At 61.3% G+C, this 26330-nt stretch carries 30 protein-coding genes; 18 read left to right on the top strand and 12 right to left on the bottom strand.

Features of this window, described 5'->3' with window-relative positions; genetic code table 11:
* Positions 1–12 precede the first annotated feature (12 nt).
* From ACMGF7_RS03420 to ACMGF7_RS03405, 4 genes are all read right to left on the bottom strand, one after another.
* Positions 13–1188 (bottom strand): hypothetical protein, encoded by a 1176-nt coding sequence (locus tag ACMGF7_RS03420; protein ID WP_164095445.1) that lies wholly within the window; start codon positions 1186–1188, stop codon positions 13–15.
* Entirely contained in the window at positions 1185–2471 is a 1287-nt protein-coding gene (locus ACMGF7_RS03415; RefSeq protein WP_049243214.1) for a hypothetical protein, read from the bottom strand. The genes ACMGF7_RS03420 and ACMGF7_RS03415 overlap by 4 nt, the downstream gene beginning before the upstream one ends.
* Positions 2472–2524: 53 nt before the next feature.
* Positions 2525–3049, bottom strand: a complete 525-nt coding sequence (gene cybB / locus ACMGF7_RS03410) for a cytochrome b561 (RefSeq protein ID WP_080356249.1) — start codon at positions 3047–3049, stop codon at positions 2525–2527.
* 277 nt (positions 3050–3326) lie between these two features.
* Positions 3327–4928 carry an ABC transporter substrate-binding protein gene (locus tag ACMGF7_RS03405; RefSeq protein WP_033634060.1) on the bottom strand — a complete coding sequence of 534 codons (1602 nt, stop codon included), beginning with the start codon at positions 4926–4928 and terminating at the stop codon, positions 3327–3329.
* A 174-nt stretch (positions 4929–5102) separates the two neighbouring features.
* On the opposite strand from ACMGF7_RS03405, the gene ACMGF7_RS03400 reads away from it, so the two are divergent.
* Positions 5103–5684, top strand: coding sequence for a flavin reductase family protein (locus tag ACMGF7_RS03400; RefSeq protein ID WP_049242861.1), 582 nt, complete (start codon positions 5103–5105; stop codon positions 5682–5684).
* Here the strand turns inward: ACMGF7_RS03400 and ACMGF7_RS03395 are convergent.
* Positions 5681–6061 (bottom strand): winged helix-turn-helix transcriptional regulator, encoded by a 381-nt coding sequence (locus ACMGF7_RS03395; protein WP_004940645.1) that lies wholly within the window; start codon positions 6059–6061, stop codon positions 5681–5683. The genes ACMGF7_RS03400 and ACMGF7_RS03395 overlap by 4 nt on opposite strands.
* 83 nt (positions 6062–6144) lie before the next feature.
* Here ACMGF7_RS03395 and ACMGF7_RS03390 point away from each other — a divergent pair, with 83 nt between their 5' ends.
* A complete protein-coding gene (locus ACMGF7_RS03390) occupies positions 6145–6912 on the top strand; it encodes an NAD(P)H-dependent oxidoreductase (RefSeq protein WP_049188727.1) in 768 nt (255 codons plus the stop codon).
* Here ACMGF7_RS03390 and ACMGF7_RS03385 read toward each other — a convergent pair.
* The gene (locus ACMGF7_RS03385; protein ID WP_004940639.1) at positions 6909–7157 is read right to left on the bottom strand and encodes a hypothetical protein; all 249 of its coding nucleotides are present in this window, start codon (positions 7155–7157) and stop codon (positions 6909–6911) included. The genes ACMGF7_RS03390 and ACMGF7_RS03385 overlap by 4 nt on opposite strands.
* A gap of 193 nt (positions 7158–7350) precedes the next feature.
* On the opposite strand from ACMGF7_RS03385, the gene ACMGF7_RS03380 reads away from it, so the two are divergent.
* From ACMGF7_RS03380 to feaR, 3 genes are all read left to right on the top strand, one after another.
* Positions 7351–7755: an Exc2 family lipoprotein gene (locus ACMGF7_RS03380; RefSeq protein ID WP_015376778.1), complete on the top strand. Its 405-nt coding sequence runs from the start codon at positions 7351–7353 to the stop codon at positions 7753–7755.
* A gap of 107 nt (positions 7756–7862) precedes the next feature.
* Positions 7863–8504, top strand: coding sequence for a DsbA family protein (locus tag ACMGF7_RS03375; RefSeq protein ID WP_197798681.1), 642 nt, complete (start codon positions 7863–7865; stop codon positions 8502–8504).
* 138 nt (positions 8505–8642) lie between these two features.
* Positions 8643–9542, top strand: a complete 900-nt coding sequence (feaR, locus tag ACMGF7_RS03370) for a transcriptional regulator FeaR (protein WP_049242857.1) — start codon at positions 8643–8645, stop codon at positions 9540–9542.
* Between the two features lie 33 nt (positions 9543–9575).
* On the opposite strand, the gene ACMGF7_RS03365 is transcribed toward feaR, so the two are convergent.
* Together ACMGF7_RS03365 and leuE are read right to left on the bottom strand one after the other, a co-directional pair.
* The gene (locus ACMGF7_RS03365; RefSeq protein WP_049242855.1) at positions 9576–11075 is read right to left on the bottom strand and encodes an aldehyde dehydrogenase family protein; all 1500 of its coding nucleotides are present in this window, start codon (positions 11073–11075) and stop codon (positions 9576–9578) included.
* 159 nt (positions 11076–11234) lie between these two features.
* A complete protein-coding gene (leuE, locus tag ACMGF7_RS03360; protein WP_004940625.1) occupies positions 11235–11873 on the bottom strand; it encodes a leucine efflux protein LeuE in 639 nt (212 codons plus the stop codon).
* Between the two features lie 237 nt (positions 11874–12110).
* On the opposite strand from leuE, the gene ada reads away from it, so the two are divergent.
* A complete protein-coding gene (gene ada / locus ACMGF7_RS03355) occupies positions 12111–13166 on the top strand; it encodes a bifunctional DNA-binding transcriptional regulator/O6-methylguanine-DNA methyltransferase Ada (RefSeq protein ID WP_049242853.1) in 1056 nt (351 codons plus the stop codon).
* Positions 13163–13876, top strand: a complete 714-nt coding sequence (locus ACMGF7_RS03350) for a 2OG-Fe(II) oxygenase (protein WP_164095449.1) — start codon at positions 13163–13165, stop codon at positions 13874–13876. The genes ada and ACMGF7_RS03350 overlap by 4 nt, the downstream gene beginning before the upstream one ends.
* Here ACMGF7_RS03350 and tehB read toward each other — a convergent pair.
* A complete protein-coding gene (gene tehB, locus ACMGF7_RS03345) occupies positions 13871–14734 on the bottom strand; it encodes an SAM-dependent methyltransferase TehB (RefSeq protein ID WP_049242848.1) in 864 nt (287 codons plus the stop codon). The two genes, ACMGF7_RS03350 and tehB, sit on opposite strands and share 6 nt — an antisense overlap.
* Positions 14735–14912: 178 nt before the next feature.
* On the opposite strand from tehB, the gene ACMGF7_RS03340 reads away from it, so the two are divergent.
* Positions 14913–16016, top strand: a complete 1104-nt coding sequence (locus tag ACMGF7_RS03340; protein ID WP_420286354.1) for a DUF1615 domain-containing protein — start codon at positions 14913–14915, stop codon at positions 16014–16016.
* A gap of 55 nt (positions 16017–16071) precedes the next feature.
* Here ACMGF7_RS03340 and ACMGF7_RS03335 read toward each other — a convergent pair whose 3' ends face one another.
* Positions 16072–17751 (bottom strand): alpha-keto acid decarboxylase family protein, encoded by a 1680-nt coding sequence (locus ACMGF7_RS03335; RefSeq protein WP_049242844.1) that lies wholly within the window; start codon positions 17749–17751, stop codon positions 16072–16074.
* A gap of 675 nt (positions 17752–18426) precedes the next feature.
* Between ACMGF7_RS03335 and ACMGF7_RS03330 the strand changes: the two genes are divergently transcribed.
* From ACMGF7_RS03330 to ACMGF7_RS03315, 4 genes are all read left to right on the top strand, one after another.
* On the top strand, positions 18427–18855 hold the full coding sequence (locus ACMGF7_RS03330) for a universal stress protein (protein ID WP_004940605.1): 429 nt from the start codon (positions 18427–18429) through the stop codon (positions 18853–18855).
* Between the two features lie 207 nt (positions 18856–19062).
* A complete protein-coding gene (gene pagP, locus ACMGF7_RS03325) occupies positions 19063–19653 on the top strand; it encodes a lipid IV(A) palmitoyltransferase PagP (protein WP_031300033.1) in 591 nt (196 codons plus the stop codon).
* A gap of 126 nt (positions 19654–19779) precedes the next feature.
* Positions 19780–20268: a DUF2501 domain-containing protein gene (locus ACMGF7_RS03320; RefSeq protein WP_015376789.1), complete on the top strand. Its 489-nt coding sequence runs from the start codon at positions 19780–19782 to the stop codon at positions 20266–20268.
* A 51-nt stretch (positions 20269–20319) separates the two neighbouring features.
* Positions 20320–20583, top strand: a complete 264-nt coding sequence (locus tag ACMGF7_RS03315) for a DUF333 domain-containing protein (RefSeq protein ID WP_004940597.1) — start codon at positions 20320–20322, stop codon at positions 20581–20583.
* A gap of 36 nt (positions 20584–20619) precedes the next feature.
* On the opposite strand, the gene ACMGF7_RS03310 is transcribed toward ACMGF7_RS03315, so the two are convergent.
* On the bottom strand, positions 20620–21237 hold the full coding sequence (locus tag ACMGF7_RS03310; protein ID WP_015376791.1) for a hypothetical protein: 618 nt from the start codon (positions 21235–21237) through the stop codon (positions 20620–20622).
* 172 nt (positions 21238–21409) lie between these two features.
* On the opposite strand from ACMGF7_RS03310, the gene ACMGF7_RS03305 reads away from it, so the two are divergent.
* Positions 21410–22192, top strand: coding sequence for a DeoR/GlpR family DNA-binding transcription regulator (locus tag ACMGF7_RS03305; RefSeq protein WP_016928923.1), 783 nt, complete (start codon positions 21410–21412; stop codon positions 22190–22192).
* A 2-nt stretch (positions 22193–22194) separates the two neighbouring features.
* Entirely contained in the window at positions 22195–22578 is a 384-nt protein-coding gene (locus tag ACMGF7_RS03300; protein ID WP_015376793.1) for a VOC family protein, read from the top strand.
* Here the strand turns inward: ACMGF7_RS03300 and ACMGF7_RS03295 are convergent, their stop codons facing one another.
* A complete protein-coding gene (locus tag ACMGF7_RS03295) occupies positions 22579–23487 on the bottom strand; it encodes a LysR family transcriptional regulator (RefSeq protein WP_033634044.1) in 909 nt (302 codons plus the stop codon).
* A 125-nt stretch (positions 23488–23612) separates the two neighbouring features.
* Between ACMGF7_RS03295 and ACMGF7_RS03290 the strand changes: the two genes are divergently transcribed.
* From ACMGF7_RS03290 to ACMGF7_RS03275, 4 genes are all read left to right on the top strand, one after another.
* The gene (locus tag ACMGF7_RS03290) at positions 23613–24494 is read left to right on the top strand and encodes a pirin family protein (protein WP_015376795.1); all 882 of its coding nucleotides are present in this window, start codon (positions 23613–23615) and stop codon (positions 24492–24494) included.
* A 118-nt stretch (positions 24495–24612) separates the two neighbouring features.
* Positions 24613–25239, top strand: coding sequence for an isochorismate family cysteine hydrolase YcaC (gene ycaC / locus ACMGF7_RS03285; RefSeq protein WP_004928476.1), 627 nt, complete (start codon positions 24613–24615; stop codon positions 25237–25239).
* A 154-nt stretch (positions 25240–25393) separates the two neighbouring features.
* The gene (locus ACMGF7_RS03280; protein WP_004928474.1) at positions 25394–25723 is read left to right on the top strand and encodes a hypothetical protein; all 330 of its coding nucleotides are present in this window, start codon (positions 25394–25396) and stop codon (positions 25721–25723) included.
* A gap of 75 nt (positions 25724–25798) precedes the next feature.
* Positions 25799–26251 (top strand): thiol-disulfide oxidoreductase DCC family protein, encoded by a 453-nt coding sequence (locus ACMGF7_RS03275; protein ID WP_420286353.1) that lies wholly within the window; start codon positions 25799–25801, stop codon positions 26249–26251.
* The last annotated feature ends 79 nt before the right edge of the window (positions 26252–26330 follow it).

Below are 26330 nucleotides of genomic sequence, written 5' to 3'. Positions count from 1 at the left end.
AGTTCCTTATGTTCACGGCGTGGTGGAGCGATAGCGAATGAAGTAGGGCAGCGCCGGGGTCTCCCCGTCATCGCCATAGTGGCTTTCCGGTTCGATCACGGTTTGGCGTGCGTCGTCGCGCCCGTTGTAGCGGTACTCCAACGGCTGTCGGTAGCGCACTTCGGATGAGCGCAGATCGAAAATCAGCGAAAGACGGGCATCGCCGTTATCCGTTTGGGCGACCAGCTTATCGTTGCCCGCCCAGAGCTGATACAGCGATTTATCGCCGGTCTCCAGCAGCACCTTCAACTGCCCGTCGGATTGATAACGCAGAAGCTGATACACTCCTCTGTCCAGCGTTTGGGCGATCAGGTAGATGCCGCCGTCCGGGGCCTGTGCGCTTTCCTCCACGCGCACCAGCAGCCAATGCAGTTCAATCACCTCGCCGGTTTTACCGTTAACGGCGATGTGTAACGCGCCGGATCCGAGCACCGGGTTCATCCAGAAATGCACGCGATCGCCATCAACGGCGGTGAAGATCTCGGGTACGGATTTGCGCTTACCGGAGGCGTAAGCCGTCGGTGAGTCCTCCTCGCCGCGCTCAAAGCCCAGCAGTTGCCGCGCGTCCAGCAGCGCCGGCAGATCCAGCGTCTGCCGCCAATGGGCGCCGAAGTCCGGGCTGTAGAATACGCCTTCGGTGCTGATGAGATACAGCGCGCGTTTTCCCGGTTGCGCCACCAGTTTGCCGCCGACAAAGGAAGGCCGGTTGTCGTCGCCCTCCGGCCAGGGGATCAGCGCCCCGATGGTGCCCCGTTGCACATCAACCAGTCTGCGGCCCTTAGAGAGAAAAAGCACGCACTCCTGCTCGCCGCAAACCGCATCATGGATCAAGTCGTCGAGTTCCCCCAGCATCTGTAACCCTTTTGGGCCGGCAAACAGCACCTGGCTGAGGTAGTTGGCCGCCCAGCCGTAAAAGCTATTGTACGCGCGGTCTTCACTTCTTTTGCTGGTGAGCAGCAGGGCGCCGTCCTGCGCCGGGTAGCTGTGGATGAGATCGTAACGGGCTATCGTCGGCAACGCCTGGTCGCCCTGAGTCCATTGCCACTGCTCATAGCGTTGCTCAGGGGCGAGCAAATAGACGCCCAGCGCGCTGGCCAAAAACAGCGTCAGGATAATAAGGGGTCTTTTATAAAGCGCTAACGTCATCATTTCAGCTCCGTCACCTGAGCCTGCCGCCATAAACTGCGGCGCAGATTTCTCAGGTATTTAAACGTTTTAAACGTGCGGTGCTGGTCAAAAGAGTACAGGCGGCAGATCTGGGCGACCCCCTCGATCAACAGCGCCAGGCCGCTGACCATCAGCATCAGCAGCAGAATAATCGGCGGCAATTCGCTGCCGAGACGCTTCAGGGTCCAGGCATCCAGGTGAAAGCCGGCCGGGGTATCGGCGTTATCCACCACCATCATGCCGAGTACAAAACACGCCACGATTGCCCCAAAAATGAAGACAACGCGCGCGCACAGGTTAAGACCGGCTTCGGTGAAGTAGCGGCTGCCGCCGATGAGATAGGTTTGGCGATCGCGATGATTGATGATCCCACGCACTTTGGGCAACTCGGGAATGACGTCGTTCTCGCAATACAGCACCTGCAGCGGATCGCCTTTGGCGATGAAAAGCGGATGTTGCCGACGAAATACCGGATGCAGTTTGGTATTGGGGACATTGAGCGCGCGGGTCGTCAACGCGAAGTGCGTCTCCTTCTGACGCCACGCATACGTATCCAAATACTGCACCTGCCGCGGGATCTCATAGTGGCAAAGTTCGTAGTTCAGGGCGTTGACCGTCTCGATGCCGGAGGTCTCGACGCCGTCCGGGAGGGGAGGCGCGGTCTGCAGCGGTGCGGTCGCCGGCACAGCGTCTGCGCGGACGGCCCGGTATTTGATGCCGGGGATTTTCAGGCTGAGCGAGCCGGGCGGCGTGACGTCTTGCCCCAGCAGCACGCGATCCAGCGCCCGGAGCAGGCGCCTGCGGCCGCGGTGTCCGATCAGCAGGAGCTCCGAACCGACGAACAGCGCCATGCCGATGCCGATAAGGCCGGCGATGATGGCGATAAAGAACAGGACGATGGTCAGCCAGGAATCTTCCCCGTCCATGATGAAAAAGGCCGCCGGGAAACCGCCGGCCAGCACCGCGCCCAGCAGCAGCAGGGCGAAGTATTTCAGCTTGTATTTCAGCGTCCTGTCAGGCTCCAGCCGGCCTTTCGTGCCGTGCAGCAGCCAGTGCAGCCAGTAGCTGCCGTCTTGCAGGCGGTGGGCACCGATCTTCACTCGATCGCCGGCGGCGAGCCTGGCCAGCAGATTTTCGCTGTCGCTGAAGTCGTCGCGGTAAAAAAAGAACGTCTGGCCGGAGGCGATGATCCTCACCAGGTTGTCGGGCGCCGTCTGCTGGCAGGCGCATTGTTCGACGGTCACATTAAAAAATTGGGTTTGCATGTCATTCCCTGTCAGTGGGCGTGGCCCGAAAATTCATCCCTGGCGCCGGGTATTCAGCGTTTTTTCATCAGCGGCAGCATGCGCACCAGCGCATTGTCCTTGACGATATAGTGGTGGAACAGCGCGGCGGCGGTATGCAGGCCGATCAGCCAGTAGCCGAATGAGGCCAGCGTTTTGTGCCAGCCGATAATCATTCGTGCCTGCGGCCGATCGGCCACGTCGGCGAACGGCATCGACAGGCCGAACAGATACCACTCCTTGCCGCCCAGATAGCGCGAATACACCCCCAGTACCGGCAGCGTCAGCAGCAGCAGGTAAATCAGGGCGTGCGTCAGGTGCGCCAGGCCGGTTTGCCACTTCGGCGGTTTGGGCGCGATGGCGGGCGAGGGGTAGCGCCAGCGCAGGAACAGACGGGCGATCATCAGCGCAAACACCGTTACGCCGCAGCTGAAGTGGGTGATAACCAGCGCGTACCAGGGGGCGCTGCCCGGTTCGGCATAGCCGCGCAGCTCGATGGTGACACAGGTGATGACCAGCAGGATCGCCACCAGCCAGTGCAGGCGAATTTGCAACGGCATGTAGGTGTTCTGCACCGGGTTACCTTTTGATGTTAAAGGGTCTGTGTGCCGATGGTAACGAAATGTTACAGGCGAGGAAAGCGCCTGCATGCAGTTTAAGCAAAATGCCAGGGGTTACGCCGCTTATTAAGCTATGAATTTAGTGGGTTAAGTGCCTGGCGGCAGGGGAGGTAGTTAGCATCGTAAGTTGTGAAGTTAATGCGCGGTAGGTTCAGAGGCTGGCAGCTTATTAAGCGATGAGGCGGGTGCGCCGCAGCCCTCGCTGCGGCGCCCGGGATCAGTTCAATTTGGCCTTGGCGAAGTCGCTGCCGTTCACGTCCACCACGTAGCCGCTCAGGTTGCTGCGGGTGGCGTAGAACACTTTGCCGGTGGCCAGCGGCAGCCACGGCGCCTGTTTGGCGAAGATCACCTGCGCCTGTTGATACAGCCTGGCGCGCGCCTGCGGCTGGTTCTCCTGGATCGCCTGCTGGATCAGTTTGTCATAATCCTTATCGCACCAGCGCGCCACGTTGGCGCCGCTCTGCACGCCGGCGCAGCCGAGCAGGGTGGCGAAGTTGTCCGGATCGCCATTGTCGGACACCCAGCCGTACAGCGCGCTCTGTTGCTCGCCTTTGCGCAGCCCGGCCAGATACTGGCCCCACTCCCAGGTGACGATCTTGGCTTTCACGCCCACCTTCGCCCAGTCGCTCTGAATCATCTCGGCGATGCGCTTCGAGTTCGGGTTGTAGGGGCGCTGTACCGGCATTGACCAGATGTCGGTCTCAAAGCCCTGCTCCAGCCCGGCTTGCTTCAGCAGTTCGCGCGCCTTCTGCGGATCGTAGGCGTACTCCGGCAGTTTATCGTTGTAGCCCAACATGCCCGGCGGCAGCAGCGAGTTGGCCGGGGTGCCGCTGTCTTTGAACACGGCGGCGACGATCGCTTTCTTGTCTACCGCGTAGCTCAGCGCCTGGCGCACCAGCAGGTTGTCGAACGGTTTTTTCTGGGTGTTGAACGCCAGATAGCCGACGTTCAGCCCGGTAATGTCGTGCAGTTGCAGGTTGCCGTCGGCCTTGATGGCGGCGAATTGCTCCGGCAGCGGTGCCGGGATGATCTGGCATTCGTTGGTTTTCAGCTTGGCCAGCCGGGTTTGCGGATCCGGCGTAATCGAGAAGATCAGGTGCTTGCTGGCCACGTCGCCCTGCCAGTAGTGCGGGTTGGCGATGTAGCGGATCAGCGAATCCTGCTTGTACTGCTGCAGCGCGAACGGCCCGGTGCCGATCGGCCAGTTGTCGACGTATTCCGGCGTGCCCTTTTTCAGCATCGCGTCGGCGTACTCGGCGGACAGGATCGAGGCGAAATCCATCGCCCAGTCGGCGACGAAGGCGGCGTTGGGCTGGCTCAGCGTGAAGCGCACGTGGTGCTCGTCCACCGCTTCCACCTTGGTGATCAGCTTATCCAGGCCCATGTCGGTGAAGTATTCATAGTTGCCGCCGGAGACCTTGTGATACGGGTTGGCGGGATCCTTCTGCCGCATCACGGTGAACACCACGTCTTCGGCGTTGAAGTCGCGCGTTGGGGTGAAGTATTTGTTGCTGTTGAATTTCACGCCCTGGCGCAGGGTGAAGGTGTAGGTCTTGCCGTCCGGGCTGACGCTCCACTCGGTGGCCAGCGAAGGGGCGGGCGTTTTATCGCTTTCGCGCAGCGTCACCAGGCGGTTGTACAGCACCTGCGAGGTGGCGATAAAGGTCGGCCCGGAGCTGGAGAGCTGCGGGTTGAACGATTCCGGCGAGGCGACGGTGCAGTACACCAGCGCATCGGAAGCGGCCAGCGCGCCGCCCGCCGACAACAGACCGCAGCCGGCCAGCGCCAATCCGGCGATAGGGTGTTTTAAAAACGTCAAGGCAAGATCCTCAGGTGGAATGAGCCGTTACCGGCGAATTGATTTAACTATAGATAACGGATGGCGAGATGGGGAACAAGCGCCTCATCGGTGCATTCTGTGCGCCTCGCGTTGCCTGCCATTGCGGCGCAGATCTACACTGCTGGGCAAACAGTCACTCGCAAGGATTTCCCGATGAGCCACTTTCGTCCTGTCGCCCTCGAACACGCCAGCCGCCTGCTGAATCACGGTCCGACGGTATTGATCACCAGCCGCAGCCATGACGGCGCCAAACGCAACGTGATGGCCGCCGCCTGGTCGATGCCGGTGGAGTTCAGCCCGCCGCGCATCGCCATCGTGGTGGACAAAGGGGCGCATAGCCGGCAAATGATCGAGGAGAGCGGCGCATTCGGCATTTGCGTGCCGGCGGCGATGTTCATCGACGCCACCTACGCGGTGGGCAGCGTGTCCGGGCTGGATGAAGACAAATTTTCCCGTTTCCATATCGCAGCGACGCCGAGCGCCACGCTGCAGGTGCCGCTGATCGAACAGGGCTGCGTGGCGTGGCTGGAGTGTCGCTTGCTGCCGGAAAGCGGCGCGCAGGAAAAATACGACACCTGCTTCGGCGAGGTGTTGAGCGCGGCGGCGGATGAGCGAGTGTTCCAGCAAGGGCGCTGGCACTTCACCGCCGCCAATGCGGATCTGCACACCATTCATCATCTGGGGGCGGGCAACTTCGTGCGCATCGGCGAGACGCTGCGGGCCAAACCGCTTTAATCGGCCTCGCGTTTGCGGTCTGCATCATAGCGCTCGCGGGCGGCGTCCAGCTCGGGGAAATGGTATTCCGCCCACTTATCCAGCGCCGTCAGCGTCTCGACCAGCGAGCAGGCGACGGCGCTGAGGCGGTATTCCACATGGGCCTGATTCTTTTCACTTAAATCCAGCCGCTCGAGCAGCCCGTTGCGTTCCAGCTGGCGCAGCGTTTGCGTCAGCACCTTCTGCGAAATGCCGTCGATGCGGCGCAGCAGCTCGCCGTTGCGCATCGGCCGCTGCGCCAGCGCGGGCAGGATCAACATTACCCACTTGCCGGAAATCAGCGCCAGCGCATCGCGCGCGGAGCACTTGCTCGAATAGACGTCGCCGGGATAAGCCATTGGGGTTACCTTCAGGTGCGTAATTGCCAAGGGGGCGATAAAGCCACAGCATAACAGCACCACCTTACAACGGGAGAAACAGGATGAACGTGCTGATTGTGCTGGCTCACCCCGAGCCGCATTCTTTCAATGCCCATTTGGCCGAACAGGCGCGGCAGGCCTGGTTGGCGCAGGGGCATCAGGTGAAAACGGTCGATCTGTATCAGGAGGGGTTTGATCCGCGCGAGGGCGCCGGCCACTACCCCAGCAGAAAGCAGGCGGACCGGTTCGATGCGATGCAGGAGCAGCGCCATCACTGGACGATCCAGGCGCTGCCGGCGGAGATCCGGCGGCATATCGAGCTGCTGCGCTGGGCGGATACGCTGGTGCTGCAGTTCCCTTTCTGGTGGTTCGGCGCGCCGGCCATCATCAAGGGCTGGATGGATCGGGTGTTCGTTTACGGCGGGCTCTACGACAGCCGCCACCGCCATGAGAACGGCGTGATGCGCGGCAAGCGGGCGCTGCTGACCGTCACCGCCGGCGCTTCCGCCCAGGCCTGCGCGCCGGACGGGCGCGACGGCGACATGCGGCTGATGCTGTGGCCGATCATGCATGCGCTGCACTATATCGGCTTTAGCGTGCTGGAGCCGTTCCTGGTCTATGGCGTGCGCGGCGGGCTGGCGGGCGAGGAGCGGCAGGCGCAAAACGCCGCGTTGGCGCAGGTGACGCAGGCGTATCGGGCTGGCTTAAGCGACCTTGCCGCCTGGCCGGCGGTGCCGTTCAACCGTAATGAAGATTTTGACGCCGATCTGGCGCTGAAGCCCGGCGCGCCGGTCTACAGCCCGTTCGTGCGGCACCGAGATCCGGCTTAGAACCCGGCCTTCAGCAGTTCCTCGCGCAAATCGTCGATAATCGCCGGTTCGATGTCGGGGAACTGCTGCTGAATATCGGCTATGGCTTCGGCCACGCTCGGGCCGGCGAAGGTGCCGGAGAAGGGCAGCAGCGGCAGGTTCGCGTCGCTGTCCGGCAGTTCACCGCGGATGGTGCCGGTGATCATGCCCGCTTTTTTTTCCGCCGTGAGGTCGTACTCCCCCACGCTTTTGTCGATCGGTTTCATTGGCCGCCTCGCTGTCGGTGAGTGTTTACCCTGTTCTGTTAAAGCATAGTGTTTCAGGCAATGAATACCAATCAATGTATATAATATTAATATAAAACAAAGTGATGCGTATTTTGTCGTTTGACGTTCAACGGCGGCCGGCGCTATGCTCTTGGCGCTAAAGGAACCTTCCTCACTGACAGGGACAGACGACATGAAAAGACTGAAAAGCGCGGCGCTGCTGTTGCCGCTGTTGGCGCTCAGCGCCTGCACTCACTCCCTCAGCAGCGCAGAGCAGCATGCCAAACACTACGTTTATCAAACCCGCGACGACTTCGATCCGCAATTCCGCACCGATGTGAACGGCAGCATTAAAAACGCCGTGCCGATGTTCGAACAGTTCTATCAGCAGGGGAAAAAGGATCGCGCGGCGGGCGTGGCGCGCAGCGAAGCGCAGAAAAAGGCCGACTACCTGGCCAGCGCGGAATTCCAGCAGAACATGGAACACAAAACCATTTTCATCAATCGCGCCTACAGCAGCACCGACAATCCTAAACGCCGCCAGGTGCTGTCGCAGGAAGCGGTGGGCGCCTATTGGGACGGCTACGAAGGGCGCTGACTTAATCCCACATAAACAGAAGGTAATAAAAACTGGCCTTCTGGCGGTTATTTGATTATAAAAACCGCCGCTAAGGACGATGTTCATAGAAGAAACCAGGAGTGTTTATGTTGGCAAAAGTTAAGCGTTCGTTCGCCGCCGCCGTCGTATTGATGTTGGCGCTGCCCGCAGTGCAGGCCGCGGATTACCGTGCGGGCGAGCAATATACCCGGCTGGATAAGCCGGTGGCCGCCGCGCCGGCGGTGGTGGAATTTTTCTCCTTCTACTGCGGCCCTTGCTATCAGTTCGCCGAAACCTACCGCGTAGGCAGCACCGTCGCGCAGGCGCTGCCCGCCGGCGAGAAAGTCACCAAATATCACGTCAGCCTGATGGGCAAGCTGGGCAATGAGCTGACCGAGGCCTGGGCGGTGGCGACGGTGCTGGGCGTGGAAGACAAGATTGAAGGGGCGATGTTTGACGCGGTGCAGAAACAGCGCGCCGTCAACGGCGCCGAGGATATTCAGCGGGTGTTCACGGCGGCCGGCATCGATGCCGCCACCTACGAAAACGCGCGCCACAGCCTGCTGGTCAAAGGATTGATCGCCAAGCAGAACGAAGCGGTGAAAGCGTTCGAGGTGCGCGGCACCCCGTCGTTCTACGTGGCAGGCAAATACAAGATAGATAATGCCGGCATGGCCAGCACCAGCGTCGAAGGTTACGCCAAAGAGTACGCGGCAGTGGTGCGCCATCTGTTGGATACGCAGCCTTAAGGCGATGCCTCCCCGGCGCCCGGTGATCTGTGATCGCGGCGCCAAATCCCCCGCTCGCCATTGATTGTGTGTTAACGGATTGTTATGGTGTTTTTCTGTTCAACGGCGCAGCTCCGCTGCTGTTTGAAGGGAGAGATCATGACGGCATTGGCAACGCTCCGGGACGTCGGCTTCGAAGAGTGGCTGGGGAAAATCAACACCGCCTGCGGCCGATTCTGCGCGAAAACGTTGGGGCCCGGCTTTCGCGGGGCGATGCAGGAGTTTCGCGCCCATGCCCTGCGCCTGAGCGTGGTCGACGTGTCCCAGGCCCGGTTGTACCGCACGCCGCGTGAGATCGCCCGCAGCGACGGCGCGCACTTTTTCACCGTCATCCAGCTGCGCGGCAGTGCGTTGATGGAGCAGGGCGATCGCCAAACGCTGCTCTCCCCCGGCGACATGACGCTGATCGATGCCTCACGGCCCAGCAGCTTCACCTTCCAGCGCGATTCGCGCCAAATCTCCCTGTTGTTGCCGCGCGGCTGCCTGCCGCTGCCGCCGCCTGGTGCGCAGCGTCTCGGGGCCGAGCTCAGCGCGGTGCGCCTCAGCCGCCAGCTGGTGCTGAGCAGCATGCAGGATCCTCAGCTCGCCGCGGCGGAAAGCGAGGCGGTGCTGAATGCGCTGGCGGCGCTGCTGCGCCCGGCGTTGGCGCTCGAACAGGCGCGTCCGGAGGGGCAACAACCGGTCTTCGACAAGGCGCTGGTGTTGATCGACAGGCATATTCAGTCGGCGCAGCTGCGCCCTGAGTGGGTGGCGGCCGAGTTGGGGGTGTCGCTGCGCAGTCTGTATCGGCTGTTCGCCCGCCAGGGGCTGGTGGTGGCCCAGTACATCAGGAACCGCAGGCTGGATCTGTGCGCGCAGGCGCTGCGCAGCGCCGCCGGGCAAGAAAAGCTGGCCGGAGTTGGCCTCGACTGGGGCTTCGCCGATCACAGCCATTTCTCGACCGCTTTCAAGCAGCGTTTCGGCATGTCGCCGAGCGAGTATCGCCGGCAGTATCAGTAAGTCAGGGCGCGGGCCAGGCCCGCGCCGCTTCACTCAATAGCGGATGCAGACCGATTTGGTTTCGGTGTAGGCATCCAGCCAATCCGGGCCGAAATCACGGCCGCTGCCCGACTGTTTGAACCCGCCGAACGGCATGTTCGGGTCGATCAGCGTATGGGTGTTGACCCACACGGTGCCGGCCTGAATGCGCGGCGTCAGCGCCATCGCCTGCTGCAGGCTGGTGGTCCACAGGCTGGCGGTCAGCCCGAAGTCGGTGTCGTTGGCCTTGCTCAGCGCTTCTTCGGCGCTCGCCACCCGGATCAGGTTGACCACCGGGCCGAACACTTCTTCGCGCGTCAGGTTCAGCCGATCGTCCGGGTTGATCACCAGGGTCGGCGGAATGTAGAAGCCGTTGGCGTCCGGCCCGGCCGCGCCGCCGATAAGCTCGGCGTTTTTCGCCCGGGCATCGTCCAGATAGGCCGCCACCTTGTTGCGGTGCGCGAGCGACACCAGCGGGTTGATTTGCGCGCCGGTATCCATCCCCGGCCCGACCGACAGCGATTTCACCGCCTGTTCGAATCCGGCCACCAACCGATCATAAATCGGCGCTTCGATATAGATTCGCGAGCTGGCGGCACACACCTGCCCCTGGTTGAGGAAGCTGCCGAGCATCAGGCCTTCGATCACCTGCTGCGGATCGGCATCTTTCAGCACGATGGCCGGGTTTTTGCCGCCCAGCTCCAGCGTCACGCGGGTCAGGCGATCCGCCGCCGCGCGCGCGATGCTTTTGCCCACCGGCGTGGAGCCGGTAAAGCTGACTTTGGCGATCAGCGGATGTTCGGTCAGCGCCTTGCCGCACACGGTGCCGCGGCCGGTGACCACGTTGAATGCGCCCGGCGGCACGCCGGCTTCGCTCGCCAGTTCGGCCATGCGCAGCAGGGTGAGCGGGGTGGTTTCCGACGGCTTGATGACGATGGAGCAGCCCGCGGCCAGCGCCGGCATCACTTTCCACATGCCGATCATCAGTGGGAAGTTCCAGGGCACGATGCCGGCGACCACGCCGATCGGCTCTTTGCGGGTATAAACCTGATATTTGGCGCCCGGTGGCATCGGAATGGAGACATCCAGCGTCTGGCCGGTGATTTTGGTCGCCAGCCCGGCGGTGTAGCGCATCCAGTTCAGGGTGCTGCCGACTTCGAAGGCGCGGGCGATGTTGATGGATTTGCCCTGCTCAAGGGTTTCGAGCTGCGCCAGCTCTTCGGCGTGCTGCTCCACCAGATCGGCGAAGCGCAGCAGGATGCGTTCACGCTCTACCGGCAGACGCTGCGCCCAGACGCCTTCGCTGAAGGCTTTGTGGGCGGACTGCACCGCCAGCGCGACGTCGTGTTCATTGGCGTCGGCGGTGGTGGCGATCTGCTGCCCATTGGCGGGGTTGTACACCGCCAGGCGGCCTTCCGCGGCGGACGCGCGCCACTGGCCGTCGATATACAGCCCATGCTGACGATCGAGAAAACGCGACACGCTATCCAGCACGGCTACGGTATTGTCAGACATACATCCTCCGATCAGGCTCATCAGGTTATCGTTAACCCTGAGAGTCTAGATCAGCGGGAAAGCGGCGGCTTTGGTCTGCCTGACATTCGGTTTGTCCTGCGTGTCATTTTGCCGTGACGGGAGAGTAAACCGCGGCCGGCGGGCGCCGGCCGGAAAGGATCACGAGCTCAGGGTCGCCAGACGGGTGGCGAAACCGAGGAACAGCAGGCCGATCAGGCCGTTGCCGAGCTTCGCCAGGCCTTTCTTGTGGTTGAAGAAATGCGCCAGCATCGCGCCGGAGAAGATCAGCGTGCTCATGTAGATAAAGCTGACGGCTTCGAGGATCAGCGCCAGAATGGTGAACGACAGCCCGGTGTGCGCGTAGTTGAAGTCGATGAACTGCACGAAGAACGACACGTAAAACAGAATGGCTTTCGGGTTGGTCAGGCTCAGCGTCAGCGACTTGCGCAGAATGCTGTGGCCGCCTTCAATTTGCTGCTGTTGCGCCTGCGCCTTCTGCACGAAGGTGGCGTAGAGGATTTTTGCGCCGAGGAACAGCAGGTAAATCGCGCCGAGAAAACGCACCAGGGTAAACAGGAACGGCGTGGTGCGGATCAGCGACGCCACGCCGATATAGGCGCAGAAGATCAGGATCGCATCGCCGATAAACACGCCCAGCGCCGCGGTGTAGCCGGCGCGCACGCCGCGCGATATGCCGGTTTTCAGCACGTACAGCGTATTCGGCCCCGGCAGAATGATGATGAAGACCACCCCGGCCAAATAGGTCCATAAATTCAGGACGCCAAAACTCTCTAACACAATAACCTCTCCATGCGCGCAACTAACAGGCAAAAACACTGGCCACGCCCGTGGCCGGCCGCGATCCTAACGCCGTGCAAGCGGGTTGGCAACGTAATAAACTTCATGTTGTTGGTTAAAAATTGTCGAAAGATTGTTGAAAACGTCGGCGTCGAATTAAAAAGCAAGAGTCGGCGTGTTTCGCCAACGGCCCGTCACTATGCTGGTTAACATCGAAACCGCAGTGAGGAACGGATGATGAAAAACGTAATCGACAGCGCCGATCCGCGCTGGCTGGCGATCGTCAGCCGCGACAAGCACGCCGACGGCCGCTTTATCTACGCGGTGAAAACCACCGGCGTGTATTGCTCGCCTTCCTGCCCGTCACGCCAGCCGAATCGGCAAAACGTGGAGCTGTTCGACGATGCGGAACAGGCGGAGGCGGCGGGTTATCGGCCCTGCAAACGCTGCCGCCAGGGGCTGACGCCGTTGACAGAGCAGCATGCGCGGCAGATAGCCGAGGCCTGCCGCTATATCGAACGGGCGGAGAAAGCGCCGTCGCTGCAGACGCTGGCGCGCCACGTCGGGTTGAGCCAATACCATTTCCACCGGCTGTTCAAAGCGATCACCGGCCTGACGCCGAAAGGCTACGCCGACGCGCAGCGTAGCCAGCGCTTGCGCACCGGTCTTTCGCAGCAGGAGACGGTGACCGACGCGATCTTCGACGCCGGCTATGGCGCCAACGGCCGCTTCTACCAGCAAGCCAACGCCGCGCTGGGCATGACGCCGAAGGCCTACCGGGCGGGTGGCAAAGGCATGCGCATCCATTTCGCCGTCGGGCGCTGTTCGTTGGGCGAGATCCTGGCGGCGCAGAGCGAGGTGGGCATTTGCGCCATTCTGCTGGGGGACGATGCGCAGCAGCTGGTGCAGGATCTGCAGGATAAATTCCCCAACGCCGAGCTGATCGGCGGTGACGCGCAGTATGAAGCGCTGATGGCGCAGGTGGTGGGCCTGATCGAAGCGCCGGAGAGCGGGCTGGCGCTGCCGCTGGATATTCGCGGCACTGCGTTTCAACAGCGGGTCTGGCGGGCGCTGCAGGCGATACCGGTCGGCGAAACCGTCAGCTATGCCGATATCGCCCGGCGCATCGGCGCGCCGAAAGCGGTGCGCGCGGTGGCCGGCGCCTGCGCCGCCAACGTGCTGGCGGTGGCAATCCCCTGTCACCGGGTGGTGCGCAACGACGGCGCCTTGTCCGGTTATCGCTGGGGCGTCGAGCGCAAGAAAGCCTTGCTGGAAAAGGAGGCGCAGCGATGAGCGGCGCGCTGGCGGCGCGGTTGGCCGAATTGGACTGGGCGGCGATCGAACGCGAACTTGATGCGCAGGGGGGCGCGCGCCTGCCGGGCGTGCTCAGCGCCGAGCTGTGCCGGCAATTGGCGGCGCTTTATCCGCATGGCGAGCACTTCCGCAGCCGCATTGTCATGGCGCGGCACGGTTTTGGTCGCGGCGAGTACCAGTATTTTGCGTATCCGTTACCGCCCCCGGTGGCCGAAGCGCGCGGCCTGCTGTACGCGCGGTTGGCGCCGTTGGCCAATCGCTGGAACGCCATGCTGGGTCTGGCGGCGCGTTATCCCGCCGAACACGAGGCCTACCTGACTGAATGCCATCAGGCCGGCCAGCGGCGGCCAACGCCGCTGCTGTTGCGTTACACGGAGGGGGATTACAACTGCCTGCATCAGGATCTGTACGGCGAACGGGTGTTTCCGCTGCAGGTAGCGTTTTTGCTCTCCGCCCCTGAACGGGATTTCACCGGCGGCGAGTTTGTGCTGACCGAGCAGCGGCCGCGGATGCAGAGCCGGCCGGAGGTGGTGCCCTTGCAGCAGGGCGACGCGGTGGTGTTCGCGGTGCATCATCGGCCGGTGGCGGGGGCGAGAGGCTACTATCGGGTCAATCTGCGCCACGGCGTCAGCCGGATACGCACCGGCCAACGCCACACGCTAGGGGTGATCTTTCACGACGCGTTATAGCTTGCGCGCCAGCAGGGTGGCGAAGCGCAGCGAGATGCGGTTGCCGGCGGCGTCGGTCTTGTGCAGTTGCCCGACGTCCTCGTTGTATTTGAGGATCTGCCAGTCGCGGTAATAGTGCTTCAGCTCGCCCGGCTTGAAGGTGAACGGGAACGGCAGCGGGCAGGGATAATCTTCGGTATCCATCGCCGCCACGATCAGATTATGGCCGCCGGGCACGGTGCTGTCCTGCATGTTTTGCACGATATACGGGATCTGCTGGCGCTCGAGGAACATCAACACCACGGTGGACAGGATGAAGTCGTACTCGCCGCTGAAGCGGTGAGTATTGAGATCCTGCACCCCGGCGCTCAGGCGGGTCAGCTGCTCGGCGTCGATGATCTGATTGAGGCGAGCTATCGACGGCGCGTGCTTGTCCCAGGCGGTGACGTCGAAACCTTTCAGATTGAGATAGAGCGAATTGCGGCCGCCGCCGCAGCCCAGATCCAGCGCCTTGCCCGGTGCGATGCGCGCCGCCGCCTCGATCACTTCGGAGTGGGTGCGCGTCAGTTCGTATTTCTTGTGGTAGTAATCTTCCGGCGTGCAGTAGAACGCCAGCCGGCAGGTCATGTCGTCCGAGAAGGAAACGATGCGATGCCACTGCTGCGGTTCGATAAACGGCGGCTGGCTTTCGGGGCTAAACTGCCAGGTCTCGGTGGTAGCGCCGTCTTCGGTCATCATGGCGAACGTCAGGTTGCCGCTCAGCACGGTGAGCTTCGCCCAGGTGCCGCTCTGGGTGTTGTGGCGCTGGCGAAAGGCTTCCGGCAGTGTGTCGCTGTTCCATTCCGGCAGGGTTTTATAGCAAAGCAGCTGTTGCTCCATAGGGGGCTCCTCTGGCTGGGCAAACAAAGTGATTTATATGATGCATATAAAATACATCTTTATCGATCGTTTGAACATAGCGGCCTGACGGAAAGGCGCGGCGAAATCTTTATACTGGATTGTGCGCGGCGGCTGGGCTAATTTCAGTGCTGTTCATGTCATCACGTTCAGGGAAAAGATGCCGATATCTCGTTTATTCCACCCGATGCCCTCCCGTTTGCTGAGCCTGGCCGCGCTGCTGGCGCTGGCGGGCTGTACCAGCAAAACCACCACCACGGCGCCGGCGGCGCGCCCCGCCGACGTCAAAGCCCGACTGATGACGCTGATCCCGGCCAACGCCGGCGATCGCCAGGGCTGGGCCACCGATATTACCGCCGCCTTCGCCGCGCAGGGTATTGAACCGAGCGATGAGAACCTGTGTTCGGTGCTGGCGGTGACCGAACAAGAGTCGACGTTCCAGGCTAACCCGCAGGTGCCGGGGCTGCCGAAGATCGCCTGGAAAGAGATCGACCGCCGTGCCGATCAGATGCACATCCCGAACTTTTTGGTGCATACCGCGTTGAAGATCTCGTCGTCGAACGGCCAGAGCTACAGTGAGCGTCTGGATAAGGTGCGCACGGAGAAGGATCTGAGCGATATCTTCGATGACATGATCGACCGCGTGCCGATGGGACAGAAGCTGTTCGGCCATTTGAACCCGGTACATACCGGCGGCCCGATGCAGGTGAGCATCGCCTTCGCCGAGGCGCACGCCAAAGGCTATCCTTATCCGGTCGACGGCTCGATTCGCCGCGAAGTTTTCAGCCGGCGCGGCGGCATGTACTTCGGCATTATGCATTTGCTGGGGTACCCGGCCGATTACAGCCGGCCGATTTACCGCTTTGCCGACTTCAACGCCGGCTGGTACGCCAGCCGCAACGCGGCGTTCCAAAACGCGGTCAGCCGGGCGAGCGCCATTCCGCTGGCGCTGGACGGCGATCTGATCGATTTCAGCAGCGACAAGCCCGGCTCGACCGAGCTGGCGGTGCGTACGCTCGGCAAGCGCCTGAACATGAGCGACAGCGCCATTCGCCGGGCGCTTGAGAAAGGCGATACGGCTGACTTTGCCGATACCGACCTGTATAAGAAGGTCTATGCGTTGGCGGGCGGCAAGCTGCCGCGTGAGATGCTGCCGGGTATTCAGCTGGAAAGCCCGAAAATCACCCGCAAGCTGACCACCGCCTGGTTCGCCAAGCGGGTGGATGAACGCCGGCAGCGCTGCATGGCGCGCGCCGGCGGGTAACGGTATGAAAAACGCCGCCGGTGGCCTGAACCACCGGCGGCGCGATCATCGCGCCTCAGGCACTGCGGCGCGGGTTGGTCAGGCCGAAGTTAAAGCTGTTGCAGCGGTTACAGAACTCTTTCATCACCGGCGGCGTGTCCATCATCGGCACTTTCACCTCGATAAACGCCAGCCGATCCTGCCGTGAGGCGTGTTCCAGGGCCATTTCCAGCTGTTGTGTGGTTTCCACCGCTACGCTGAACGGCTGCGCCTGGGTATTCAATACCGCCGGCAGTTTGGCGTAGTCCCACGGGCTGATGTCATTGTAGGACGAGTTTTCGCCGAGGATATAGCGTTCGATAGTGTAACCGTCGTTGTTGATCAGGAAGATGATCGGCTTTTGTTCGCAGCGCAGCAGGGTGGACACTTCCTGCGCGGTAAGCTGGAAGGAGCCGTCGCCGATGAACAGCAGGTGACGGCGCTCAGGGGCCGCCATCAGGGTGCCGAGCAGCGCCGGCAGGGTATAACCGATCGAGCCCCAAATCGGTTGGTTGACCACCTTGACGCCGCCCGGCATGCGCATGCCGCCGATGGCCGCGCCCGAGGTGCCGTTTTCCACCACCACCACATCCTCCGCCTGGATGAAGCGTTGGATCCGCCGCCACAGATAGGCCTGGTCGATAGGCGCGTCGCTCGGCGTCGCCAGCTTGTCACGCGGATCGGCCAGCGGTGATAAAAGCTGCGCCGGCGCGTCTTCGCTCAGATCCAGCAGCGCCTGCAGCAGATCCGCCGTCGCTACCGCCGGGTAGGAGGTGTTGTCCAACGTCATCGAGAACGGCTGAATATCCACCTGAGCGGCGGCGGGAATTTGCTGCGAGAAATAGCCGGTGGTGGAGTCCACCAGACGCACGCCGAAACTCAGCACGCAGTCTGAGTGGGCCATGCGTTCATACAATTCGGGGCGCGACAGGTTGCCGCTGTAGCCGCCCATCCAGCCGGCAGTGTTTTCCGGGATAATGCATTTGGCGGTTGGCATATTGGTCAGCGGTATGGCGAAGCGGTGAGCGACCTCGATAACCTGCTGCTGCAGCTGATAGCGATCCACCATTTGGTCGACCAATATGATCGGGCGCTGCGCGCGTTTTATTTTGGTTAACAGCGCCATTGCCGCCAATTGCACATTGTATTTATCGCTCGCCGGCAATTGCGGCGCTGCTGCGGCTGCGGTGATTTCAATTTCGACGTCGCAAATATCAGATGGCAGCTGTAAATACACCGGTTTCTTCTCTATCCAGGCGCGAGAAATAACGCGTGGAATTTCCTGCGCGGCATTTTCCGGCGTGATAAGAGCCTGAGCGACGGTGAATTGTTTAAAGCAGTTCATGACGTTGTCGAAATTGCCGTCGCCCAGGGTATGGTGCAATAGCTGATGATTCTTCATCGCGTGCAGCGGCGGCGTGCCGGCGATGCAGACCACCGGCGAAGATTCGGCATAGGCGCCGGCGATGCCGGACAGCGCGGCCAGATCGCCGACGCCGTAGGTGACGATCAGCGCGCCGGCGCCTTTCATCCGTGCGTAGCCGTCGGCGGCGTAGGAGGCGTTCAATTCATTGCAGTTGCCGACAAACGCCAGCCGTTCGTCGCTTTCCAACAGCTCCAGCAGGCTGAGGTTATAGTCGCCGGGCACGCCGTAAATACGATCGACGTTCAGGGCGTGAAGCTGTTGCAGAATGAATGACCCGATAGTTATTTTCATTGATTGCTCCGGATTATTTATCTTTATTTTGTCAGGCGAAAATCAGCAAAAATAAATTGCTGGCGATGTTGTGTCGTTAGCATTAACAGTTATTTAAAGTGTCGGCTTGTTCAAGATAGGAGGAGCGGCCGAGGAAGAGGCGGTTTGTATTCGGCGCTTTACGCGATGGGTTTGTCCATAAATAGTGTGGCTATTGTGCATTAGGGCGGGGCGGTATTTTTCGTTGACGGCATATCGGCAGAAAAACGGCGCCGCGTTGGCATTTATCATGACGCAGGGGGAGTTACCCGGTACTTTTGATGCCGCGTTAAATCCTACCTGGCGGCACCCGGCTGTGAGTCTGAGAAAGAAAAACCGACGCTGACGTAAAGGGGGATTTTGGTGATCCGCCGCACGCTTATTTCAAGAAACTATCCTGCAACCAATTAAAAACAAAAAATTAACAACGATCGTTTTTTATTCGTCGGTTTCCGTCAGCTTTGCTTTACGGGGGCGGCGATGCGCGCCACGTCGGGCCGGCGTTAAAATACGCCGTCACGGGCGCGAATATAACGTGGCGGTCATCACATTCTGTGGGAAGTGATACGTAAACTTTTCTCTACGTGCGCACGGATGGCGTATACCTACCAGAGGGGCTCATGTCCCAGCGGTGCTGGCCTGAGAGGGGGGCGTGTGATGAAAGGCTATCGACATATTCTGGTGCTGATTCATAACGAGCGTGATGGGTTGCCGTTGCTGCGTCAAACGGCGGCGATGGTGCGCGGTAAGCCCATCGCCCTCACCGTCGGCCATCTTAACGCCGACTACGCGGAGCTGGAGTACGGCAGCGATGCGTTAATCAAGGATCGCCAGGCGCAGGAGGTGATCGCCGCCAAGGCGATGCTGAGCCGGTTGGTGAGCGCCGTCGATGTGCCGGTTGCGGTCAAGGAAATCGTCACTATCCGGCGCTTTAAGGACGTCAGCGATTTTATTCACCAGGCCGGCATCGATCTGGTGGTGGTCGGGCACCAAAACCGCCTGTTCGGCCTCTATTCCTCGTATTCCCTGGAGTTTGTGAACCGTCTCGATGTCGATGTGTTGGTCAAGCATCTTGCTCGCGAGTAGCGTGCGACAAAGTGGATTTTTCCCACGGCTTTGCCGCCCGAAAGGCGATAGCATACGCAGGCCGGTGCAGCCTGTTAAAAGTTATCGGGAATTTTCCGGTGCTAAACTTAACCAAAGCACAACGGGCGTTGGATAAATTAGATACAGCTTGATCTTGCCTGGGCTATCGGTAAAAATCTGCGGCCGTATTTTTACAGGAGCTTTACGATGTTTCTAAAACGGACCCTTTTGGCGTGTTCTCTGGCGTTGATATTTCCTGCACTGCCTTCTTACGCTGAGGTTGGTACAGAAAGTGGCAATACCGCGCAGGCTGAAAAACCGGGTCTATGGCAGCGTTTTACCGATAACGTGGCGGAGACCTGGAACAACTCGCCTAACCACGATCTCTATATCCCGGCCATCACCTGGCACAACCGTTGGACTTATGATGATGAGCATATCGATAAGTACAACGAACGCCCGTGGGGCGCCGGTTACGGCATCTCCCGCTACGACAGCGACGGTGACTGGCACGGCATCTACATCATGGCGTTCAAGGATTCCTTCAACAAATGGGAGCCGATCGGCGGCTATGCCTACGAGAAGATCTGGCGCCCGCTGGATGACAAGGATTTCCGCCTGGGGCTGGGCTTCACCGCCAGCGTCACCGCGCGCGACAACTGGAATTACATCCCTATCCCGGCGCCGCTGCCGCTGGCCTCTATCGGCTATCAGCGGCTGACGTTCCAGGCGACCTACATTCCCGGCACCTATAACAACGGCAACGTGTTCTTCGCCTGGCTGCGCTGGCAGTTCTAAACTTCCTGAATTCCGAAAAACGGCGCGGTGGCGAGATAAAAGGAACTTGTCGCCGCAGGCGGCGTCGGAGAGGTATCCCGGCGCGCTGCGCCGATTGCATGCCGTTATGACAGGAGTTTCACCACTATGATCACCAAACATCGTTTATTGCTGGCTTTGGCGCTGTCCGCGACCCTGGCCAGCGGCGCCACCCAGGCCGCCGGGCTGATGGATTCCCTCAGCAGCGCGGCGGGCGAACTGAGCAAGTCGGGCGGCGACAGCAGCGGCGGCATGTCGCTCTCCTCGTTGACCGGCCTGCTGAACGGCGGCGACAAGGCGTTGAGCTCCAGCAGCATGACCAATGCCGCCGGTATCCTGCAGTACTGCGTGAAAAACAACGTGCTGTCGGCTAACGGTGCCGAAGGGGTGAAAGATCAGCTGCTCAGCAAGCTGGGCATCACCAGCACCGAAAACGCCAAGAGCCAGGATTATCAGCAGGGCCTGGGCGGCTTGCTGCAGACCGGTGAAGGCAAGAGCCTGGATCTGAACAGCCTGGGCACCTCGCAGATCACCGAGAAGGTGAAACAGAAAGCCTGCGATCTGGTGCTGAAACAGGGCAAATCCTTTATTTCATGATCAACCCACGGCGGAGCGTTCCGCCGTGGGTATTTTGCATAAGCTGGAAAAATGAAAAAAACGTTGATGCTTTCCCTGCTGGCAGGGATGACGATGTTGCAGGGGTGTTCCGTGAAATCCAACGATGCGCCGCCACCGCCGCAGGTGAAACCGATCGGCATGGCGAACCCGGCCGACGTGTACTGCACCCAAATCGGCGGCAAGCTGAACGCCAAAGAGAATGCGGCAGGCCAGTATTCTACCTGTACCTTGCCGAGTGGGCAGGAAATTGAAAGCTGGGAACTGTTCCGCCGCGATCATCCGGTGAAAAAGTAACCCTATGCGGCGCCGGCTCTGCTGCCCGGCGCTCGATCAGAATTGGCGATCGCCTATCGGCTGCAGCTGCAGGCTGCCGTCCTTCTGCAGCGTCAGCGGCATGCGCCAATCACGCTGTTTATCCAGGTTGAACGGCCGGGAGCGGAACATGCAGCCGGTCTTGATATTCTTGATTTTCATCACGTGTTCCGCGTTCGCATTGATTTTCACCTCGAAGCTGCCGGCGGGCGGAATAAAGACTTCCGCCAGCTGTTGCGGCGCCGCTGGCGTTTCCAGCTTGACCAGCACCGCGAAATCGTTGCCCTGATTATCCAACGTCAGCCGATGCAGGCCGGATGCGGGCAGCCGCGTTGGCTGATGCAGATAACCCGCTGAAGCGGGCCACGGCTGCCCGGCATTGTCATGCAGCGGCCCGCCGCACTGTTCGCGCGCCTCCCGCAGCGGCATTTCGCGCTTGATGGCGCGATTGTAATCGGCGGGGGCGGCGAGACTGAACTCGTCGTCATATTGGTGGGCGCGCAGATAGCGCTTGGCGCCGAGCACCCCAACGGCGACCAGCATGAAGAACAAAAATATCCTCAGGCGATTTTTGAAAATCAGCCCGAACAGCTTCCCGGGGAGTTGAAACAGCCACCTTGCGATCGTCAATAACATCGTTTTCCCTTAGCGTCCAAGCCGTTACGTCTGCGGTAACTTCGCTTGCCTCAGTATAGCCAACATCCCGCAGGCGAAAATCCTGCCCGGCGATTTTTCTTCCGCTCTGCATTGTACGTTTGTGTTTGTTTGTGTACATTTGTGATCACTTTAGCGTCACCGGATTGAAATGATGTCCAAACTGTTACCGAATGAGCGTCACCAGGCCATTCTTGACACGCTCCGCCAACAGGGGCGGGTGCTGGCCCTGGAGATGGCGCAGCGGCTGAACACCACCGAAGCGACCATCCGCCGCGATCTGCGCCAGCTGGCGGCGCAGAACCTGTGTAAACGCATCTATGGCGGCGCGTTAGCGCCGACGCCGGCCGAAGGCCCCGTTGCGACGCGCATTGCGCTCAGCGGTGACGAGAAGCTGGCGCTGGCGCAGACCGCGCTGGGGGTGATCGGTGAAGAACAGCTGATCTTCCTCGACGCCGGCAGCACCCACCTGTATCTGGCGGATCTGTTGCCGCGCGACCGGCGTTTGACGGTGGTGACCAATGCATTGAGCATCGCCGGCAAAATGCTGGAGCGGCCGGGGATCCGCACCATCCTGATCGGCGGCGAGTTGGATGCGCAGGTCGGCGGCTGCGTGGACGCCAAGGCCGCGGAAGAGATCGACGGTTTCCATTTCGATTTGGTGTTTACCGGCATCTGCGCCTACGACCCGGCCGGCGGCTTCTCCGCGCTGAGCTACCAGGACGCCACCTTCAAAAAGCGGCTGTTGACGCGCGCCGGCAGCGTGGCGGTGCTGTGCACCCGCGACAAGCTCAATACCTACGCCCCTTACCCCTTCCTGCCCGCCGGGCGGGTGGATCATCTGGTGACGGCGCGCGGCGCGCACCCGCAGCTTGAGCTGCAGGTGGCGCAGGGCGGCGGCCAGGTTTGGCACAGCGATTTACCGACCGGAGAATGATGATGAAAATAGCCCATGTTGCTCTGTGGACCCGTGACATCGACGCGCAGCTGGCATTTTGGCAGCGTTATTTCAATGGTGCCGCGGGGGAGGAGTATGTCAGCCGCAACCGGCCGGGGTTCGTTTCCCGCTTCGTCAGCCTGGCGGCCGGGCCGTCGCTGGAGATCATGCGCGTGCCGACGTTGCTGCCGGCGCAGGAACAGGAGGAGCGGGTCGGTTGGGCGCACATCGCGCTGTCGCTGGGGGATGAGCGGCAGGTCGATCGGTTGGCGCAGCGCGCGCAGCAGGAGGGCATTTTGCTGTCCGCGCCGCGCTGGACCGGCGACGGCTTCTACGAGGCCGTCATTCGCGATCCAGACGGCAACGCGATCGAAATCACCGCCTGATCACTCTTCTTCAATGCTGGCGAACTGCTCGCCCAGATAGTCGAGCAGCAGCCGCACCGCCGGTAGCAGGCCGCGGCGCGACGGGTAAACCGCATGCACCACGCCGCCCTGCGGCTGCCAGCCCGGCAACAGTTGCACCAGCTCGCCGCGCAGCATGTCGTCGCGCATCATCATCGCCGGCAGTTGTACGATGCCGGCGCCGGCGATGGCGGCGGTGCGCAGCATCAGCATGTCGTCGGTGACCAGCCGCGGCGTGTGCTCCCACTCCACCCGTTCACCCTGTGGGCCGGTCAGCCGCCATTGGTGCTGACCGCGCGCCGGGCCGAGATCGAGCGTCGGGTATTTACGCAAGTCTTCCGGCGTGTGCGCCGGCCCGAGGGTGCGCACCAGCGCCGGGCTGGCGGCGACGCACCAGGTGCGCTGCGCCAGGATCTTCAGCACCAGATCGCTGTCCTCCAGCGGCGGCGGCCGCACCCGGATCGCTAGATCCAAGCCTTCCCCCACCACGTCCACCCGGCGATTGGTGGCCTCCAGATGCACCGTCACCTTGGGATAATCGGCCATAAAGGCCGCCACCATGCTGCCGACGCGGGTGTGCAGGATCGCCACCGGGCAGGACATGCGCACCGTGCCGCAGGGCTCGGCGCGCGTCTGCTCGATCGCCTGCTGCGCCGCTTCCGCTTCCACCAGCATCGCCTTGCAGTGCGCGTAATAGGTTTGGCCGACCTCGGTCACCGAGAAGCGCCGCGTCGAGCGCTGGATCAGGCGCACGCCCAACCGCTCCTCCAGCAGCGCCACGCGGCGGCTGAGTTTGGATTTGGGAATGCCCAGCGCCCGGCCGGCGGGGGCGAATCCCTGGTGATCGACCACGCTGGCGAAGAAAAACAGATCGTTCAGATCGGTCAGCATCGTATCCCTTATCGTTCTATCAGTAGAACGCTGAGTGTACATCTTGCCTACTACTGCAGCAAACCCCGGCGGATTAAACTTCTGACATCAACTTAAGGCCGTGAGGTCTGAAACGGGAGTTCAAGATGAAAAAAATCCTCGGTATTCACAACAGCCCGGAAGCACACTGGGTCGGTAACGGTTTCCTGGTGAATTCGCTGTTCTCTTATAACGATTTGGGGGCGGAAATGAGCCCGTTCCTGCTGCTGGATCACGCGGCGCCGACCAAATTCCGTTCCGCCTCCGGCACCCGTGGCGTGGGTCAGCACCCGCATCGCGGGTTTGAAACGGTGACCATCGTCTATCAGGGCGAAGTGGAACACCGCGACTCGACCGGCAGCGGCGGGGTGATTGGCCCCGGCGACGTCCAGTGGATGACCGCCGCCTCCGGCATCCTGCACGAAGAGTTCCATTCGCGGGACTTCTCGCGCAACGGCGGCACCATGGAAATGGTGCAGTTGTGGGTCAACCTGCCGGCCAAGGACAAAATGGCCGAGCCGGGTTACCAGACGCTGCTGAACGCCGATATTCCGGTGGTCCCGCTGGCGGACGGCGCAGGGCAGGTGCGGGTGATCGCCGGTGACTTCGGCGGCCATGCCGGCCCGGCGCGCACTTTCAGCCCGCTCAACGTGTGGGATATGAAGCTGAATGCCGGCCATACCACCACGCTGACGGTGAAAGAAGGCCATACGCTGGCGCTGGTGATGCTGCACGGCGCGATCCTGGTTAACGGCGAAGATGTGGTGCGTGAAACCCAGATGGTGCGTTTCGACCGGGCGGGGGATTCGATCACTATCGAAGCCAACAACGACGTCGCGCTGTTGGTGCTGAGCGGCGAACCGATCGATGAGCCTATCGTCGGCTACGGCCCGTTCGTCATGAACAGCGAAGCGGAAATCCAGCAGGCGTTCCGCGATTTCAACAGCGGCAAGTTCGGCAGCATGAACGCCGAAGCGAGCGCCGGTTGAACCTTGGCATCTGGGGCGGGAAGTGTTCTCGGTTCCAGATGCCACACTTAAACCTCAACGCCCCGCCACACCGGCGGGGCATTTCATCCGCAACATCAAACCCCACAGGAGTAAAACCATGACTGCAAATTACAAACGCCTCGACAAAGATCAGGCCGCCGTATTGCTGGTGGATCATCAGGCAGGGCTGCTTTCGCTGGTGCGCGACATCGATCCCGATCGGTTTAAAAACAACGTGCTGGCGCTGGGTGATTTAGCGAAGTATTTCAACCTGCCGACCATTCTGACCACCAGTTTTGAAAACGGCCCCAACGGCCCGCTGGTGCCGGAACTGAAAGCCCAATTCCCCGATGCCCCCTTCATTCCGCGTCCTGGCCAGATCAACGCCTGGGACAACGACGACTTCGTCAAAGCGGTAAAAGCCACCGGCCGCAAGCAGCTGATCATTGCCGGCGTGGTGACCGAAGTGTGCGTGGCATTCCCGGCGCTGTCTGCGCTCAATGAAGGGTTCGAAGTGTTTGTGGTGACCGACGCCTCCGGCACCTTCAATGAACTGACCCGTCAGTCGGCCTGGAGCCGCATGGAAGCCGCCGGCGCACAGTTGATGACCTGGTTCGGCGTCGCCTGCGAACTGCACCGCGACTGGCGCAACGACATCGAAGGCCTGGGCACGCTGTTCTCCAACCATATTCCGGACTACCGCAATCTGATGACCAGCTACAACACGCTGACCAACGGTAAGTAACGCGACGGCCCTTTACTCAACCTTTCGCCTTTCATCACGTTAGACGCGGGATGTAAGCAAAGCGCAGCGGGGCGAAAAGGTAGCGAAAAGCGGCTTTCTCATTGGCCGGGGGCGGGGTAGCGTAATCCCGAACCCGGCAAATGAGGCTAATTCAATGAAACAAGCAATCAAGATCCTGGCGCTGCCCTGCATGGGCATGGCGCTATTGTTCAGCGCGAGCGCGATGTCGGCGCCTGAGAAGCCTGCGGCCAACGCGTTGCCGCCTTTGATGGATGCGCCGATGCGCATGCCGCCTTTCCCGGGCGGGCACCCGCCCAAGCCGGGGTTCTGCCACGGCGGCGAGCTGTTCTGCGCCACCTCGGCCAGCGACAATCCGGTGGAAACCATCAACAAACTGACGGCGGTGATCCCGGCGGGCAGCGCCAAACACTATGAAGTGCGCATCGCGGTGGTGGCCGTGCCTGACGCACCGCCTGCGCCTTAACGGGCCCTGTCATCCCGCTCTGGCCTGGGCGCGCCAGGCGCGTTAGGCTAAGGAGAGCGTTTTTCGGGAGGCGGGATGACCCCTTTATCACAGCTGCCTTATCTCCAGCCCGGCGATCGCGTGCTGTTGTTCGACGGCGAATGCAATCTGTGTCACGGGCTGGTGAGATACCTTATTCGCGCCGATCGGCAGCGGCGTATTCTGTTGGCAACGGTGCAATCCGTCGAAGGGCAGGCGATCCTGCTGGCGTTGGGGTTGCCGACCGATCGTTTCGATTCCGTGGTCTATGTTGAGCAGGGGCGCTATTGGCTGCGCTCGGCGGCGTTGTTTCAGGCGCTGCGCCAATTGGCTTGGCCATACCGCGCGCTGGCGCTGGGGCGTTGCCTGCCACCGCGGCTGGCGGACAAGGTCTATGATGCGGTTGCCGGCAATCGCTACCGGCTGTTTGGCCGCAACGACAGCAGCGGCCTGCCGGGTGCCGATCAGCCCGGGCGCTATCTGTCTCGGCGGCGGGAGCCGCCGGCCTGAGCTTTACGCTTCTTTACCATCCAACCGCTTGAAATATCAGCACTCCAGCTCCATATAATGGAACATTCAACCAACAAGG

This window comes from Serratia sp. BNK-17, from assembly GCF_048684935.1.
In the GTDB taxonomy this organism is placed as follows: Bacteria; Pseudomonadota; Gammaproteobacteria; order Enterobacterales; family Enterobacteriaceae; genus Serratia; species Serratia nematodiphila.
Note: the sequence above shows the minus strand (reverse complement) of the source record. Positions and strands in the feature narration are given on the sequence as shown.